This window comes from Sphingobium sp. TomTYG72, assembly GCF_055394715.1.
Window position 1 is genome coordinate 570755 of the sequence record NZ_AP027336.1, and the last position, 15874, is coordinate 586628.

At 62.2% G+C, this 15874-nt stretch carries 16 protein-coding genes; 6 read left to right on the top strand and 10 right to left on the bottom strand.

What is annotated here, in order from left to right; genetic code table 11:
- Positions 1–55: 55 nt before the first annotated feature.
- From purC to otsB, 4 genes are all read right to left on the bottom strand, one after another.
- Positions 56–838, bottom strand: a complete 783-nt coding sequence (gene purC, locus ACZ5U1_RS02970) for a phosphoribosylaminoimidazolesuccinocarboxamide synthase (protein ID WP_449473245.1) — start codon at positions 836–838, stop codon at positions 56–58.
- Positions 839–1013: 175 nt separating this feature from the next.
- On the bottom strand, positions 1014–2420 hold the full coding sequence (gene otsA, locus ACZ5U1_RS02975) for an alpha,alpha-trehalose-phosphate synthase (UDP-forming) (RefSeq protein WP_464779304.1): 1407 nt from the start codon (positions 2418–2420) through the stop codon (positions 1014–1016).
- On the bottom strand, positions 2417–4141 hold the full coding sequence (locus ACZ5U1_RS02980; protein WP_464779305.1) for a glycoside hydrolase family 15 protein: 1725 nt from the start codon (positions 4139–4141) through the stop codon (positions 2417–2419). The genes otsA and ACZ5U1_RS02980 overlap by 4 nt, the downstream gene beginning before the upstream one ends.
- Positions 4142–4294: 153 nt before the next feature.
- A complete protein-coding gene (otsB, locus tag ACZ5U1_RS02985; protein ID WP_464779306.1) occupies positions 4295–5059 on the bottom strand; it encodes a trehalose-phosphatase in 765 nt (254 codons plus the stop codon).
- A gap of 115 nt (positions 5060–5174) precedes the next feature.
- On the opposite strand from otsB, the gene parC reads away from it, so the two are divergent.
- A complete protein-coding gene (gene parC, locus ACZ5U1_RS02990) occupies positions 5175–7463 on the top strand; it encodes a DNA topoisomerase IV subunit A (RefSeq protein WP_464779307.1) in 2289 nt (762 codons plus the stop codon).
- 84 nt (positions 7464–7547) lie between these two features.
- Entirely contained in the window at positions 7548–9299 is a 1752-nt protein-coding gene (locus ACZ5U1_RS02995; RefSeq protein WP_464779308.1) for a putative bifunctional diguanylate cyclase/phosphodiesterase, read from the top strand.
- Here the strand turns inward: ACZ5U1_RS02995 and ACZ5U1_RS03000 are convergent.
- Genes ACZ5U1_RS03000 through ACZ5U1_RS03015 form a run of 4 tightly spaced genes read right to left on the bottom strand, consistent with a single transcriptional unit; the run spans position 9263 to position 12191 of the window.
- Entirely contained in the window at positions 9263–10474 is a 1212-nt protein-coding gene (locus ACZ5U1_RS03000; protein WP_464779309.1) for a CCA tRNA nucleotidyltransferase, read from the bottom strand. The genes ACZ5U1_RS02995 and ACZ5U1_RS03000 overlap by 37 nt on opposite strands.
- Complete coding sequence (locus tag ACZ5U1_RS03005; RefSeq protein ID WP_464779310.1) at positions 10455–11066, bottom strand: CoA pyrophosphatase; 612 nt, start codon at positions 11064–11066, stop codon at positions 10455–10457. Before ACZ5U1_RS03005 ends, ACZ5U1_RS03000 begins: the two co-directional genes overlap by 20 nt.
- Entirely contained in the window at positions 11063–11629 is a 567-nt protein-coding gene (locus ACZ5U1_RS03010; protein ID WP_464779947.1) for a DUF1285 domain-containing protein, read from the bottom strand. The genes ACZ5U1_RS03005 and ACZ5U1_RS03010 overlap by 4 nt, the downstream gene beginning before the upstream one ends.
- Positions 11630–11672: 43 nt before the next feature.
- Positions 11673–12191 carry a GNAT family N-acetyltransferase gene (locus ACZ5U1_RS03015; RefSeq protein WP_464779311.1) on the bottom strand — a complete coding sequence of 173 codons (519 nt, stop codon included), beginning with the start codon at positions 12189–12191 and terminating at the stop codon, positions 11673–11675.
- Between the two features lie 110 nt (positions 12192–12301).
- Here ACZ5U1_RS03015 and ACZ5U1_RS03020 point away from each other — a divergent pair, with 110 nt between their 5' ends.
- The gene (locus tag ACZ5U1_RS03020) at positions 12302–12685 is read left to right on the top strand and encodes a dihydroneopterin aldolase (protein WP_196225842.1); all 384 of its coding nucleotides are present in this window, start codon (positions 12302–12304) and stop codon (positions 12683–12685) included.
- A 12-nt stretch (positions 12686–12697) separates the two neighbouring features.
- On the opposite strand, the gene ACZ5U1_RS03025 is transcribed toward ACZ5U1_RS03020, so the two are convergent.
- Positions 12698–13594, bottom strand: coding sequence for an isopenicillin N synthase family dioxygenase (locus ACZ5U1_RS03025; protein ID WP_464779948.1), 897 nt, complete (start codon positions 13592–13594; stop codon positions 12698–12700).
- Positions 13595–13717: 123 nt separating this feature from the next.
- On the opposite strand from ACZ5U1_RS03025, the gene ACZ5U1_RS03030 reads away from it, so the two are divergent.
- Positions 13718–14125: an EVE domain-containing protein gene (locus ACZ5U1_RS03030; protein ID WP_464779312.1), complete on the top strand. Its 408-nt coding sequence runs from the start codon at positions 13718–13720 to the stop codon at positions 14123–14125.
- A gap of 134 nt (positions 14126–14259) precedes the next feature.
- Positions 14260–14544, top strand: coding sequence for a hypothetical protein (locus tag ACZ5U1_RS03035; protein WP_464779313.1), 285 nt, complete (start codon positions 14260–14262; stop codon positions 14542–14544).
- A gap of 68 nt (positions 14545–14612) precedes the next feature.
- Here the strand turns inward: ACZ5U1_RS03035 and ACZ5U1_RS03040 are convergent, their stop codons facing one another.
- Complete coding sequence (locus ACZ5U1_RS03040; RefSeq protein WP_464779314.1) at positions 14613–14915, bottom strand: glycine zipper 2TM domain-containing protein; 303 nt, start codon at positions 14913–14915, stop codon at positions 14613–14615.
- A 323-nt stretch (positions 14916–15238) separates the two neighbouring features.
- Between ACZ5U1_RS03040 and ACZ5U1_RS03045 the strand changes: the two genes are divergently transcribed.
- Complete coding sequence (locus ACZ5U1_RS03045) at positions 15239–15868, top strand: class I SAM-dependent methyltransferase (RefSeq protein WP_464779315.1); 630 nt, start codon at positions 15239–15241, stop codon at positions 15866–15868.
- Positions 15869–15874 lie beyond the last annotated feature (6 nt).

Here is a 15874-nt window from a genome sequence, read left to right on the forward strand (position 1 = left end):
CTCGCTTTGCGAGCGGTCCCCCTCCCCATCTATCGATGGGGAGGATTTGAGACGGTCAGTCCTTGCTGCGCTTCTTGCGGTGGGTGTCGAGGTCTAGGACAGTCGTGTCCGCGCCTTCGGGCAGGAGGCCCAAGCGGCGGGCGACTTCCTGATAGGCTTCGACTTCACCGCCGAGGTCGCGGCGGAAGCGGTCCTTGTCCAGCTTTTCGCCGGTGTTCATGTCCCACAGGCGGCAGCCGTCCGGGCTGATTTCGTCGGCCAGGATGACGCGGCTGAAATCGCCGTCCCACAGGCGGCCAAACTCCAGCTTGAAGTCGACAAGGCGGATGCCGATGGCCGCGAATAGGCCGCACATGAAGTCGTTGATGCGGATCGCCATGTCGGCGATGTCGTGCATCTCTTCCTGCGTGGCCCAGCCGAAGCAGGCGATATGCTCTTCGGACACGAGCGGGTCGCCCAGCGCATCGTCCTTGTAGCAATATTCGATGAGGGTGCGGGGCAGCTGCGTGCCTTCCTCAATCCCCAGTTTCTTGCTCAAAGAACCGGCGGCGACGTTGCGGACCACGACCTCGATCGGCACGATTTCAACCTGGCGGACGAGCTGTTCGCGCATGTTGAGGCGGCGGATGAAGTGGGTCGGCACGCCGATCTGACCGAGCAGGGTGAAGATATGCTCGGAGATGCGGTTGTTGAGCACGCCCTTGCCGGAAATCGTGCCCTTCTTCTGCGCGTTGAAGGCAGTCGCGTCGTCCTTGAAATATTGGATGATCGTGCCGGGCTCAGGGCCTTCGTAAAGGATCTTTGCCTTGCCTTCGTAGATCTGGCGGCGACGGGCCATGCGCGTTCCTGTCTTCCCAAGAAAAGAATGTGCCCCGGCAACGCGAATCGAAGAGGATCAGCGGGTGCCGGGGCTGCTGGCTGGCCCATAGACCAAAGCAGACAGGGGTGCAATTAGCGCGCTGATCTGGCGGCGAACTGTCGTGGGTCCAATGGCTTCGTTCGGCGGGGTCGGCTCAGTGTGCGATTTCGACGTCGGCTGTTTGCTCATCGTCGCGGTGGACCGCCGTCAGCCGTTCGGTGAAGCAGCGGCGCCACCAGCTGATGTCCTGTTCCTCCACGCAGTTCATCATCGAACGCCAGCGGCGCTTGCGCTCATCGAGCGGCATGGCGAGGGCGCGGGTGATCGCGTCGGACATCTCCTCCGGGCTGTAGGGGTTGATGAGGAGCGCGTCCTTGAGCTGGGTCGCGGCGCCAGCGAAGCGGGAGAGGATGAGGACGCCGGGATCATTGGGGTCCTGCGCGGCGACATATTCCTTGGCGACAAGGTTCATGCCGTCGCGCAGCGGGGTGACAAGGCCAATCCGTGCGGCGCGGTAGATGCCCGCCAGCTTGTCGCGCGGATAGCCCTGGTTCACGTAACGAATCGGGGTCCAGTCCACGTCGCTATATTCGCCGTTGATGCGCCCGGCGGTGGCGTCAAGCGTAGATCGGATGTGCTGATAGCTTTCCACTTCCCCCCGCGAGGGCGGGGCGATCTGCGTCAGGACCACCTTGCGATGATGTTCGGGATGGTCCTTGAGGAAGCGGGCATAGCCGCTGAATCTTTCCTCCAGCCCTTTGCTGTAGTCGAGCCGGTCTACGCCCACGATCATGGAGCGATCCTGCAACGATCGGCGGACCTGTTCGAACATCTTTTTCGCGGGCTCGCTGACGGCGGCCTGGGAAAATTCCTGCGCGTTGATGCCGATGGGGCAGGCGATCGCCTGGATCGTGCGGTCACCCAGCGTGACGAAGTCGCCATTTACCGTCCCGTTCATCTCCCGCTCCACATAGTGGCGGAAGGATTCGAGCCATTCTTCGGTATGAAAACCGATGACGTCATAGGCGAACAGGGTCTGCACCAGCTTGGTATGGTGGGGCAGCGACACAAGCAGACGGGTGGGCGGCCATGGGATGTGGAGGAAGAAGCCCATCCGGTTGTTATGCCCCTTGTCCCGCAACATCTGGCCGAGCGGGATCATGTGATAATCCTGCACCCAGATGATGTCTTCGGGCTCGATCAGGGGGCTGGTCGTGTCGGCGAAGCGGTGGTTTACCCGGTTATAGCCGCCTTCGAAATCGCGAGCATATTCGGCCAGATCGATGCGGAAATGGAAAAGCGGCCAAAGCGTCTTGTTGGCATAGCCGTTATAATATTCGTCGACGTCCTGCTCTTCGAGGTCGATCGTTGCCGTCTTGACGCCTTCATCTTCGGAAAAGCCGATATGGCCGGTGAAATTTTCGGTGATTTCGCCGGACCAGCCTACCCAGATGCCCCGGCTTTCCCGCAGCGCTTGCGACAAGGCGACGGCAAGGCCGCCCTGATTGCCGGATTTGTTGGGTCTGCTGACTCGGTTGGAAATGACTATCAGGCGGCTCATCGCATCACGCTCCACGGCTTGCTCAGCAGAACGGCGCAATTGATGATGCCGACCAATGAGTAGGTCTGGGGATAATTGCCCCATAATTCCCCTGTCGCGGGATCGATATCCTCCGACAAAAGTCCCGCAGCGGTGCGGCGGGACAGCATTTCTTCAAACAGCAGCCGTGCTTCTTCCGTGCGGCCGGTGCGGTGCAGGGCCTCTATCAGCCAGAAGGTGCAGACGTTGAAGGCGGTGACGGGCTCCCCGAAATCATCCGGCGTGCTGTAACGGAGCATGTCGTTGCCCCGGCGCAGGTCCTTTTCCAGTGCCTTGAGCGTACCTACGAACATCGGATTGTCGGCGGTCAGGAAGCGCAGGTCCAGAAGCTGAAGCAGCGAGGCGTCGCGGGCGTCATCCTCAAAATTAGCGGAGATGGCGTTGCTGCCGCTGCGCCAGGCCGATTGCAGAATGCGGGCCTTCATGATCTCGGCCCGTTCGCGCCAATAAACCTCCCGCTCGGGCAGGTCCAGCGCGGCGGCGGCATGGGCGAGGCGGTCGCAGGCGGCCCAGCACATGACGGCGCTGTAGCTGTGCACATGGGCGCGGGTGCGCAATTCCCACAGGCCAGCATCGGGCTGGTCATAGACCGACCATGCGCGTTCGCCGACGGCTTCGAGCGCTTCGAAATCGGGCATGCCGGCCATGCGGAGCAGGCGCTGGTCGATGAAACCCTGGACCGAGGACAGGACGATCTGGCCGTAGGCATCATGCTGAATCTGGGAATAAGCGGCGTTCCCCACGCGAACCGGCCCCATGCCGCGATAGCCGGGAAGGTTCTGCGCCTCGCGTTCCTCCAGAGTGGCGTTGCCGCGCACGTCGTAGAGCGGCTGGATGTGGCCGCCCTTTGCGCCATCGACGATGTTGCGGAGGTAGACGAGGTAGCTTTCCAACACGTCGAGCGCGCCGAGCCGGTTCAGCGCCTCCACGGTATAATAAGCGTCGCGTATCCAGCAGTAGCGATAGTCCCAGTTGCGCCCCGAGTCGGCATGTTCCGGGATGCTGGTGGTCAGCGCCGCGACGATCGCGCCGGTTTCCTCATGCTGGCAAAGCTTGAGCGTGATGGCCGAGCGAATGACCGCTTCCTGCCATTCGGCGGGAATGGCGAGGCCGCGCACCCAGACCTGCCATTCGTGGATGGTGTCGTCCAGCATCCGCTCAACTTCGGGGCGAAGTGCATCCGAAAAGCTTTCGTCCGGCCCGAGGAAGAAGTGCATGTCATGTTCGAGCCGGAACCAGCTTTCCTGGGAAATGAGGCCGATGGGCGCGTTGGTCGACATGCGCATTGCCATGTAGGAAAGGACGAGGCGGATATGGTTTGAGCCATAGCTGATCGGCACGCTTTCCGAATTCCAGGACGTGGTCGGGCGAAGCCGCACGCGGATGCGGGGGCTGCCTGCGACAGGCCGGACGATCCGGGCGAATGCGACCGGGCGGTACATGCGACCCATATGGCGGTGGCGCGGGCAGAAGTCGTACAGCTCTATGGCATTGCCATGATCGTCGGTCAGGCGGGTCACGAGGATGGGCGTGTTGCGGATATAATGTTGTTCGACGCTGACGCAGTTTTCCAGCTCGATCGCCCAGAAACCGCGCGCATCCGGCGCGTCCCAGCTCTTGTCGTCGAGAAGAGCGGAAAAGACGGGGTCCCCGTCCACGCGGGGCACGCATGCCCATATCATCCGCCCTGCGCGATCGATCAGCGCGGATGCCTGGCAATTGCCGATGGGCCAGAGATCGAGAGTGCGTTCGTTTCCGGCGGAATGCGTTTTACTGGTCCTGACTATCGGTCTGCCCCCCTGGCTCATTCGAACGGAGGGGGTGCAAGCCATGGCTTAGCCGGGCCTGACGACCCCCCGCGCAAGATAATGCCTGACGGCGGCAACCTGTTCCAAAGAGAATGCGGCGAGTGTCGTCCGGAGCGGGCCGACCAGAATGCCCGCGCCGCCCAGTTCGGTGGCAGCGGCAAAGCCTTCCTCATCCGTGATATCGTCGCCGATGAAGAGCGGACGGCCACCTGCCATGGGAGTGCGGGCCATTAGCGTGTGGACCGCGCTGCCCTTGTCCGCGCCGCCGGGGCGGAGTTCGAACAGCATCTTGCCCGGTTGCACGGCAAGGTCAAGTTTGGCGGCGAGCTCGCTGGCGAGTTCGCCCGCCTGCTTGCCCCATTGAGGGGCGCCACGGAAGTGCAGGCCGACGCTGATCGATTTGCGTTCGACCAATATGCCGGGCTTTCCCTCCGCAAAGCTGTGGAAGGCCGCTTCGGCATCATCGACCGCCGGGCGACGAGGGGCGGCTTCGACCTGTTCGCCGGGTTGAGCGAATTCCAGTCCGTGCGTTCCGGCAAGCAGGAAGTCGGCGAAGCCGAGATCGCGCAAGGTGACGATCGACCGGCCGCTGACGATTGCCAGACGGCCTTGCAGCACATCGCGCAGTTCGCCGAGCAGGGCGATCAGATCGCCATCCACGACCACGCCGTCGGGTGTGGCGGCGATCGGCGCGAGGGTGCCGTCAAAGTCGAGAAACAGCGCCGCGCCGGTCAGCAGCGAGGCAGGCGGCGGCGGGAGGGTGATGACAGGAGGTGGGTTGGAATCGGACACGGGCGCAAATTGGCGCCTGGCGGCGAATGTGCAAGCCCCGGAGGCGAAGGAGGTGAATTTTTCGGGGCTGTAATCCCCGTTTCCGTTTTGTCGTTGCGCTGCTATTCCGATCCCGATGACCGATTTTCGCGACCCGTTCGACGCTATCAAGGATCACCCGTTCGACGAAGCGCTGTCCCAGCGCTACCTCGTCTATGCGCTTTCCACGATCACGGCGCGGTCGCTGCCGGACCTGCGCGATGGATTGAAGCCGGTGCATCGGCGTCTGCTGTGGGCGATGCGGCTGCTGAAGATGGAGCCGGGCGGGGCGTCGCCGGATGTGCTGGTCGCCAATCCGGCGCGTAACACGACGTCCTACAAGAAATGTGCGCGCGTCGTGGGCGACGTGATCGGCAAATATCACCCGCATGGCGATACGTCGGTCTATGATGCCATGGTGCGATTGGCGCAGGATTTCTCGCTGCGCACGCCTCTGGTCGATGGGCAGGGGAATTTCGGCAATATCGACGGCGATAACGCGGCGGCCATGCGCTATACCGAGGCGCGGCTGACGCAGGCGGCGGCCGACCTGATGGCCGGGCTGGACGAGGGAACGGTCGAGTTCAGGCCTACCTATAATGGCGAGGATGAAGAGCCGGAGGTCTTTCCGGGCCTTTTCCCCAACCTGCTGGCAAATGGCGCAAGCGGCATCGCGGTCGGCATGGCGACCAGCATTCCGCCGCATAACGTGTCCGAGTTGATCGATGCGGCGAGCCTGCTGATCGAGAATCCGGATGCTGAACATGCGGAGCTGATGCAGATCGTGCGCGGGCCGGACTTTCCGACGGGCGGCGTGCTGGTGGACAATGCTGCTATCATTTCCGAGGCTTATGCGACGGGGCGAGGGTCTTTCCGTACGCGCGCGCGCTGGCACAAGGAAGATGGTGGGCGCGGGACATGGGTGGCGGTGGTCACGCAAATCCCTTTCCAAGTGCAGAAGTCGAAGCTGATCGAGCAGATCGCGGCGCTGATCAACGACAAGAAGCTGCCGATATTGGCGGATGTGCGGGACGAGAGCGACGCGGAGATCCGCATTGTCCTGGAACCGCGTGCGCGGACGGTCGATTCCGATGTGCTGATGGACAGCCTGTTCCGGCTGACTGACCTGGAGAACCGCTTTCCGCTGAACCTCAACGTGCTAGACGCGAGCCGGACGCCGCGCGTTCTGGGGCTGAAGCCGGTGTTGATCGAGTGGCTGAAGCACCAGATTGACGTGCTGGTGCGGCGCGCGCAGCATCGGCTGGACAAGATCGCCGCGCGGGTCGAACTGCTCGACGGCTATATCATCGCTTATCTGAACCTCGACCGGGTGATCGAGATCATCCGGACAGAGGATGAACCCAAGGCAGTGATGATGGAGGAGTTTGGGCTGAACGACCGGCAGGCCGAAGCCATCCTCAACATGCGGCTGCGTTCCTTGCGCAAGCTGGAGGAGATGGAGCTGCGGCGCGAGCATGCGGAGCTGCTTAAGGAGCGGGATGAGCTGACCAAGCTGGTCGAGAGCCCCACTCGTCAGCGCAACCGGTTGAAGAAGGATCTGGTTGAGCTACGCAAGCGCTATTCGCCAGAGAGCGATATCGGCAGGCGGCGGACTTTGGTGGAGGAAGCGGCGCCCGCGCGTGAAATTCCTTTGGAGGCGATGATCGAGCGCGAGCCGATCACCGTGATCCTGTCGGAGCGCGGCTGGATACGGGCGATGAGCGGTCATCGCGACCTTTCTTCGGCGGACACGTTGAAGTTCAAGGAAGGCGACGGGCCGAAAATCGCTTTCCATGCGCAGACGACCGACAAGCTGCTGCTGGCGACGGCGAGCGGGCGCATATTTACGCTGGGGGCGGACAAGTTGCCGGGCGGCCGCGGATTTGGCGATCCGGTGCGGTCGCTGGTCGATATGGATGATCAGGGCGACATCGTGACGCTGTTTCCTGCGAAGACAGGAAGTGAATTGTTGTTGGCGGCGTCGGACGGCAGGGGCTTTGTCGCGGCGGTCGCGGATGTCATTGCCGAGACGCGCAAGGGCAAGCAGGTGGTCAATGTGCGGCCGGGCTCTCGCCTGACGGTGGTCCACGTCATTGGGGCAGAGGCTGACAGCGTCGCCGTGGTCGGTGAGAATCGCAAGCTGCTGGTGTTCCCGCTGGTCGAAATGCCGCGCATGTCGCGCGGGCAGGGCGTGCAGATGCAGCGTTATCGCGATGGCGGCCTCTCGGATGCCGTCACGTTCCGTATGAGCGAGGGCCTGAGCTGGGCGATGGGCGGAGGAAGCGGGCGCACCCGAACCGAGGCTGACATGACGCCGTGGCGCGTGGCGCGTGGGGCGGCCGGGCGGATGCCGCCGGTCGGCTTCCCGCGAGACAACCGATTTTGACGATCGCGTAACAAGCCGCATATCTACTTGAAATTACATCGGGTCATTTCCTGAAAATTTACCACTGGTATCTAATCCGGTGGCATGAAAACCGTGCCAGCGCGTATTCGGCCAGATCAAAGGCTGGACGACAACCTCCTCGCGAGGTTCGAGCGCACGCATCTGCGCTGCCTGGCGGAGATGGAGCATTGGTTGGAGGCGGTGCCCCACGCCGCAGCCATGTTGTGCTTTAAAGACAACGACTTGTCGATCGTTGCTGTTAACAAGACTTTTTATCACAGCTTCCTGGACAGGGGCGATACCGGCGCCGAGTTGCCCTATTGCAAGGACTGGCGCGAACGGATCATCGAGGTTGCGCTTTCGGAAAGCGTCTCCGCCACGTTTGAATTGCGGCGTGATGGTCCTTTGGGGCCGGAATATTTCTCCTGCACCGCCGGACTGCTCCCTTCGACAGACGAAGCGGCGCACCTCATTCTCTTCACAGCGCTGGACCGCACTAGCGATCGCGTGACCGAACGGAATCTGCGTCGCGAGCTGTTGTCCGACGGGCTGACCGCGCTGCCGAACCGGACGGGTTTTGGCGAAGAGATCGATGACCGGCTGCGCAATTCTCCATGGCCGAGCAATTCGCAGTTCGGGATCATCGCGATCGATCTCAGCCGATTTAGCCGGGTTAACGAATCGCTGGGGCCGATGGCGGGCGACGAACTGCTGATCACGGTTGCCAAGCGTTTGAAGTCGAGCCTGCGGCAGGGCGATGTTCTGGCGCGAATCGGCGGCAATGACTTTGCGATCTTCGCACGACTTAACAAGGGTTTGTCAGACTGCCTTCAGATCGTTCAGAGGGTCAGGGACGCGCTCAGCTCGCCGATCCGCCTCAGTGATCTACAGATCCGTGTGGATTGCGCGATCGGATGTGCTCTGTCGACCAGCCTGGACGATGACCCCGACGATGTGGTCCGCAAGGCGCAGGCGGCGGTGAAGATCGCCAAGCGTAGCGGCAAGGTGGAAATCTACCGCAACGGCGTGCTGAAGGAAGCGCAGCGGCGTTTTTCCATTGAGAGCCGCCTGCGCACCGCGTTGACACAGGGTGAGCTTACATTGGCATATCAGCCGCTCATCCAGTTGCAGACGGGGGAGATTACCGGATTTGAAGCGCTCGCCCGGTGGAATGACCCCGAACTGGGCCATGTTTCCCCGTGCGAATTCATTGCCGTGGCCGAGGAAAGCGGCCTCATCACGCCTCTCGGCCGTTGGGCGGCCTATGAGGCGGCGCAGGCGCTGAGCCGGTGGGACGCGAAATTCGGACAGGCAATGCCGGTCGGGGTCAATGTGAACCTGTCGCCGATCCAGATGGCGCGGGATGATGTGGCGTCGATGTTCGAGGAAGCGTTGCGCTATTCAGGCGTGTCGGGCAAGCGGCTGACCGTCGAACTGACGGAAAGCGCGATCATCGCCGATCCGGACAAGGCGCGGAAACTGCTGGTCGCGTTGAAGGACCTGCAAATGCCGATCGCCATGGACGATTTCGGCACGGGCTATTCCAACCTTGCCAGCTTGCACAGCCTGCCGATCGACATTTTGAAGATCGATCGCAGCTTTGTGACCAACATGCTGGACGACAAGGACAAGCAGGCGATCGTCCGCACCATCCTGTCGCTCGCCGAATCGTTGAACCTGCATGTCACCGCCGAAGGGGTTGAGACGCAGGAACTGGCTCATGCGCTACAATCCATGGGGTGCAGCCACGGGCAGGGCTTTTACTTCGCGCGCCCCATGCCCGAAAATGACGCGTTCGATTATTGGCGCGCGCGCTGGAATTTCGAAACGGTCTGATCCGCGATCTGGTCAACCCGGCTCGCTTCCGGGAAACCTTCTTCTACCCAGATACGCTGCACCTCGCCCAGAGCCTTGGCGACTTCGGGGCCGGGCGGAAGGCCGCGCGCGATCAAGGCGCCTCCGCCGATCGGGAGTTGCGGCGGGGTCCAGCCTTCGAGCGAGGCGATGCTGTCGAGGGGTGCCATGGGATCGAGCAGGATGCGATCGATTGCACCTTCGACGCCGATGGTGAAGGCGAGCGCCTTGAGCGATGGGGCAGCCTTATGGGGCTCCAGCGCGAGGACGAGGCGTTTTCGTGCCTTGTTGGACAGTTTGAGACGGGCACCCACGGCATCAGCGGTGCGCGCGTCAGGGGGGAGCAGGGCTGCCAGGCGGCGCAGTGCTGCGTACGGAATGCCAGCGTCGGCTTCACGCGCGATCAACTGCCCCAATCGAGCAAGTCCGTCCTTGTCGATCTCCGGAAGAACGGGAGCGAGGATGCCGCCTTCGATCATCAATTGGAGCGAGGCGAAAGGATCGGGGAGAGCGAGCAGCTTCATTAGCTCATCAGCGATACGCTCGCGCGACAGAGCCATCAGGCTGTTGGCGGCAGTGCGGCAGGCGGCATAAGCTTGCTCATCCGGTGTGTCGCGACCGAAACGGGCGAGGAAGCGGAAATAGCGCAGGATTCGTAGATGATCCTCCGCGATCCGCTCGGCCGCGCTGCCGATGAAGCGGACGCGGCCTGCTGCCAGGTCATCAACGCCGCCGAAAAAGTCCGTCACTTCATGGGTATAGGGATCGGCGTACAGCGCATTGATGGTGAAATCGCGACGGGCAGCATCTTCCCGCCAATCAGTGGTGTAGGCGATGGTCGCGCGGCGGCCGTCCGTGCTGACGTCGCGGCGCAGGGTGGTGATTTCGACCGGCCAGCCCGCGATGACCGCCGTGATAGTGCCATGGTCTATGCCGGTGGGCACGGCCTTGATCCCCGCGGCTTTCAGGCGCTCGACGACGTCTTGCGGCTCCAGCGCTGTGGCGATGTCCAGATCATTGACGGGAAGTCCCAGCAGGCCGTCGCGCACCGCGCCGCCGACATAGCGGGCAAGACCCTGTTCCGCCCCCAGCGCGGCGAGCAGGCCGTCAAGGCCGGGCCGGTGGCGCCAGTCGGCGTCAGGCAAATAGGCGGTCAAGATCAAGCCTCCGCGACAGGTTGGCGAGTATCGCGGCGGTGATGCCCCAGATACGATGGTTATTCCACATTATTTCATAATAGTGCCGCTCAACTCCTTCAAACTGCACGGCATGTTTGATCCGGTTCGCGGGGTCGAGCGCAAAAGAGAGGGGCAGTTCAAACCAATCGGCGACCTCGTTCGCTTGCGGCATAAGAGGCAGGTCGGGCGGGATGACGCCCAGCACGGGCACGATGTCGAAGCCGGTGAAGGTGTGGTAGCGGTCGGTCGTGCCGATGACATCCACGATGTCAGGGGGCAGCCCGATTTCTTCGTGCGCCTCCCGCAGCGCTCCGGCGATCTCGCTGGCGTCTTCCCGATCGACGCGACCGCCCGGAAAAGCGATCTGCCCCGCATGCTTGCGCAGGGAAGCCGCACGTTCGGTGAGGATGAGGCCGGGTTCCGGTCGGTCAGTGATGGCGACGAGCACGGCGGCGGGCGCAAGAACGAGTTCGCCGTCGATGCGGGGATCGCGTGTGTCCGACGGCGTGATCCCGACTTCGCGCGCATGTCCCTCGGCAAGCGCGGCGCGGATCCGGTCTGCCAAGGTCATGCGGAGCCGTCCAATGGGTAGAAGGCGCCATTGCTCCAGAGGCCGACCGGGTCGCTTGCTTCGTCCAGCGCGAGGTTCATCAATTCATAATAGACGCTGCGGTTGACCAGTGCCTCAAGCCCGCCACGTACGTGGAGATAGGGATGCGGGCCATCGGCCGTTTCCCGGATCACGAGCGGGTTTTCGGGGCCTGCGGGGATCAAGTCGCCTGTGTTGAGACGAAAGGCGAGGGCGCGGTCGCGGCCTTCGCCCTCGCTCTTTAGCTCGACGGCGAGGAAGGGGGCGTCGTCCACCTCGATCGACAGTTTTTCAACTGGTGTTACAAGGACATAAGAGCCGTCCTTTTCACGCCGCAGGATCGTCGAAAAGAGGCGCACCATAGCCTCGCGACCGATCGGCGAGCCCTGATGAAACCATGTGCCGTCGCGGGCGATGCGCATTTCGCTGTCGCCGCAATGGTCGGGGTTCCACTTTTCGACGGGCGGCAGCCGCTTTTCCTCGGCCAGACGGGCTATGTCGGCCAGGGACAGGCTGGCAAGATCAGGTGTCGGGTCCATCGGCATGCCGTCGAGATAGGATCGCGCGGCGCCGAAGGCAAAAGGGAAATCACATCGGAGTGGTGATTCGCGGCCCAAGCATTCCTTCGCCACCGATCGCGGCTCCATCGACCGAAAGGGCGAGCAGCCGCCGCGCCTCATAGGGGCCGGGGCAGGTCCAGCCGCCCGTGGATGCAGCGGAAAAGCCCCAGAAGCGGCCATAATATTCGGGATCGCCGATCATCATCAGCGGATCGCTATGGTGGGCGCGAGCGGCATTGACGACCGCATCCATGAGCGCGCGGCCGTGGCCGGTGCGTTGGAGGGTGGGGGACACAGCGACAGGACCGACCATGATGAGCGGCGTCTGCGTTCCGTCCGCATGGGTGAGCGCCACCGGCCAGCTTTGGAGCGAACCGGCCAGCTCCCCATGTTCATCCATCATGCCGAAGGACAGCTCAGGCACCCAGGGCATGCCTTCGCGGATCAGATAAGCGGTGCGGCCGTGCCTGTCGGGGCCGAAGGCGGCGTCGAGCAGTTGCTCAATCGCCTCTTCCGCCACGATGTTAAGGGGCACAATATGAGACACGTCTTGCCGATCCGCCGTCAATGGCGCATGGACCGCGCCGGAGCGGCGGGATTAACGCCTGTTCCGCAAAATTAAAGTCTATTCTGGCCATCGCCAGCAGCAGGAAAGCCATGGACCGCGGATTTGACGATTTTCTGACGCTGGAGGTCAATCATCTGGACGTGGATGTCCTGACGGGCATCTATTCGGAAGAAACCCATTTGCCGCAACCGCTGCGCATTTCCATCCGCGCGCAGTTGAAGGTCGCCGATCATTATGAACTGGATACGCCGTTATCCCGTTCGAAAAATTACATGGACCTGAAGCATGCCGCCACGAGCGCCTTGCCGGAAGGGCAGCATTTCACGCTGATCGAGGCCGTGGCGGACCATATCATCGACACCATCTTCCTTCAGGATGACAAGGTGCTGCATGTCGAGGTGAAGATCATCAAGCTGGCGTTGAGCGAGAAGGGTGAGGAAATCGGCATTACTCTGGGCCGGTGGCGTAAGTGAGCTGACGGGCGTTCAGCCCTTCACCAGTCCGATCTCGCGCAGGCGCTCGATCAGGTAGTCGTGCGCGGTGATCGGCGGATCGCGGCGCGGGTGGTCCGTATCCACGCATTGCGGCAGCGATTCGATCAGGAAGTCCGGCCGCAGGTGCAGGAAGAAGGGCATGGAATAGCGCGCGACGCCGCGCCGCTCCGGCGGAGGATTGACCACCCGGTGGCTGGTTGATCGCAGACGGTGGTTGGTCAGGCGCTGGAGCATGTCGCCGACATTGATTGCCAGCGCGCCGGGTGGAGGTATGACGGGGAGCCAATTGCCCTGGCGGTCCTTCATCTCCAGGCCGCCTTCCTCGGCGCCGAGTAGCAGAGTGATGAGGTTGATGTCCTCATGCGCGCCTGCGCGGATGCCGGGGGCCTCGGGCGAAACAGGCGGGTAGTGGAGCAGGCGCAGGATCGAATTGCCGTTTTCGGTGGCGTCGTTGAACCAATGTTCGGGCAAGTCGAGATAGAGGGCGATGGCGGCGAGAAGCTGGGCGCCTATGCGGTCGAACTCTGCATAAAGACGGCTTAAAGTGGATTGAAATCCCGGCATTTCTTCTGGCCATATGTTTGGCGGCATGGTGGCGCCCAGAGGATGCCCGGCAGGCAAGTCGCGGCCGACGTGCCAGAATTCTTTCAGATCATTCTCGCTCGCGCCCTTGGCGATTTCGCGGCCGAACGCTGTATAGCCCCGCTGGCCACCGTTGCTGCTGGCGTCGTAGTGGCGCTTCACATCTTCTGGCAGGGCAAAGAAGGCGCGGGCGAGCCTCCAGCCATCATCGATCAGGGCGGCGTCCATGCCGTGGTCCTTGACCATCGCGAAGCCGAACTGCCGGAATGAATCGCCGAGCGCCTTTGCAAAATCCTGCTTTGCCATGGCTGTGAGGGACAGCAGCGGAACCTGTTCCAGCGGTGGGTGCGGCAAGTTTCGGCTTTCCTTCTGTCAATTGGCGCCGTCCGATCCTTGATCGGCCCCGGCGGCTGATGCAAGGAGGCGATCATGAACTATTGGCTCATGAAATCGGAACCCGATGCCTTTTCCTATGACGACCTGGTCAGGAAAGGGAAGGCCGAGTGGGATGGTGTTCGCAACCATGCCGCCCAGCTTCACATGAAGGCTATGCGCAAGGGCGACCTGTCCTTCTTTTACCACAGCAATATCGGCGTTGAAGCAGTGGGCATCATGGAGATTGTCGAGGAAGCCGCGCCCGACAGCACCGACGAAAGCGGCAAGTGGATCGCGGTGCATGTCGCACCCAAGGAAAAGCTGAAAAAGCCCGTCACGCTGAAGGCGATGAAGGCGGACCCGGCGCTGGCCGACATGGTGATGCTGCGGCAATCGCGCCTGTCGGTGTGCCCTCTGACCGAGGCGCAGTTCCGTCACATCGTGGCGATGTCGGAGGCTTGATGCGTGGCCGGTTGCGCAAGGCGCAACTGGTGATCCGCCTTTTGCGATTGCGCGCATGTGTCTGGCCCATAGGTTCGACACCAACAGAACAGAAATGCAGAGGTGTTTGATCGGCATTCACAAGGAGAAAACCTATGCGAATGCTGTCGAAATTCATTCTTACCGGTGCAGTCGGCACCGTCGCCGCTGCCCTTGCCCCCGCCCATGCGGAAGAAGGCAAGCAGCGCTTCACCCACGAAGGCTACACCTATGTCTATCAGGTGAAGGATACAAAGACGGGTCGGCTCGTGTCAGGCCGCCGCTATCCGGATGCCGTTGCGTTTAACCTGGCGATCAAGAACGGCAAGGTGTCCGGCGTGTCTGGCGGCCGACCGGTTGCGTTTAAGGTCGATGAGGCTCGCGGAGCCTCCTCAGAGTAAGTGGCGTTACTTTAAGGATGTGCAGAGGGCGGCTTCCAGTCGGGAGCCGCCCCTTTATTTGTCGCAGATTAGCGGCAGCGGCGTTTGCTGTCGATTTCCTTACCCAGCAGCGCGCCGCCAGCAGCGCCCAGGATCGTGCCGGTAGCGCGATCGCCGCGGGTGTCGATCGCGCGGCCGAGCAGTGCACCGCCTACGCCGCCGACGATAAGGCCGGTCGTTCCGTCCGATTTGCGGCAATATGTCCGTCCGTCGCGGCCACGCCATTCGCGATAGTGGTGATGCTTCCGGGCGCTGGCCCCATCGGTCGGGACCGCCATGGACACGGGGATGGCCATCGAAAGGGCCGACAGGGCGATAATGGCTTTCCGCATAATTCTCCTCCGAAACAATGATTTGCTGTTGAACCCGCTAATATTGGAGGAGGTTGCATGAACCTGCGGCAACAAGGTAAACGGTTGATTATATAAGGTTATTTTTACATTTATAATCTGAGGCAGGATGTTGAGCCGATCACCTTCAGGATGATCTTGCATGTCTGCTCTGGGGAGCATCTGGGTCGGCTACGGCCGGAATCGCGGCGAGTGCCGCACAAGTGAAAAATTTGCCATCTAAAGACATGTTAAACCCAATCGACGGCGCGCTTCAGGCTCGCTAAGGGGAGTCGCGATGACATGTTCCTGGTCACCTTTCGCTCATGCATGACAAGTCCAAACGTGGCCGGGCAGTCGCCATGCCTCGGAGCGAATTCCGGGCGCGGGCGACGGAATATCTGGATTTCCTGGCCGCCTGGGTGAAGAAGCCGCGCCAAACCGCTTCGGTGGTGCCGAGCAGTCGCTATCTTGCGCGGTTGATGGTGGTGCATATCGACCCGCTGGATGGCCGGGTGATGGAATTGGGCGGCGGGACGGGCGTGTTCACCCGCGCGATCCTTCAAACTGGCCTGCCGCCCGAGAAGCTGGAGGTGGTGGAGATCAATCCCGCCTTTGCGCGCGGGTTGCGGCGGCACTTTCCGCATGTGTCGGTGCTGGAAACGCCAGCGCAGATCGTATCGACGGCGGCAGCTGGTGAGCCGGGACAATATCAGACGGTGATAAGCGGCCTGCCGCTGCTGGCGATGGACCGCCATGTGCATGCCGACATTCTGTCCGAAGCATTTCGCATGCTGCGGCCGGGCGGGAGCTTCATCCAGTTCACCTATTCAACGCGGCCGCCGGTTAGCCGCGACGTGCTGCATGCGCTGGACCTGGAAGTCGCGCGGGTGGGACAGACGGTGCGCAATTTTCCGCCCGCAACAGTGTTCCGCTTTCATCGCCAAGGCGAATAGGCCGGT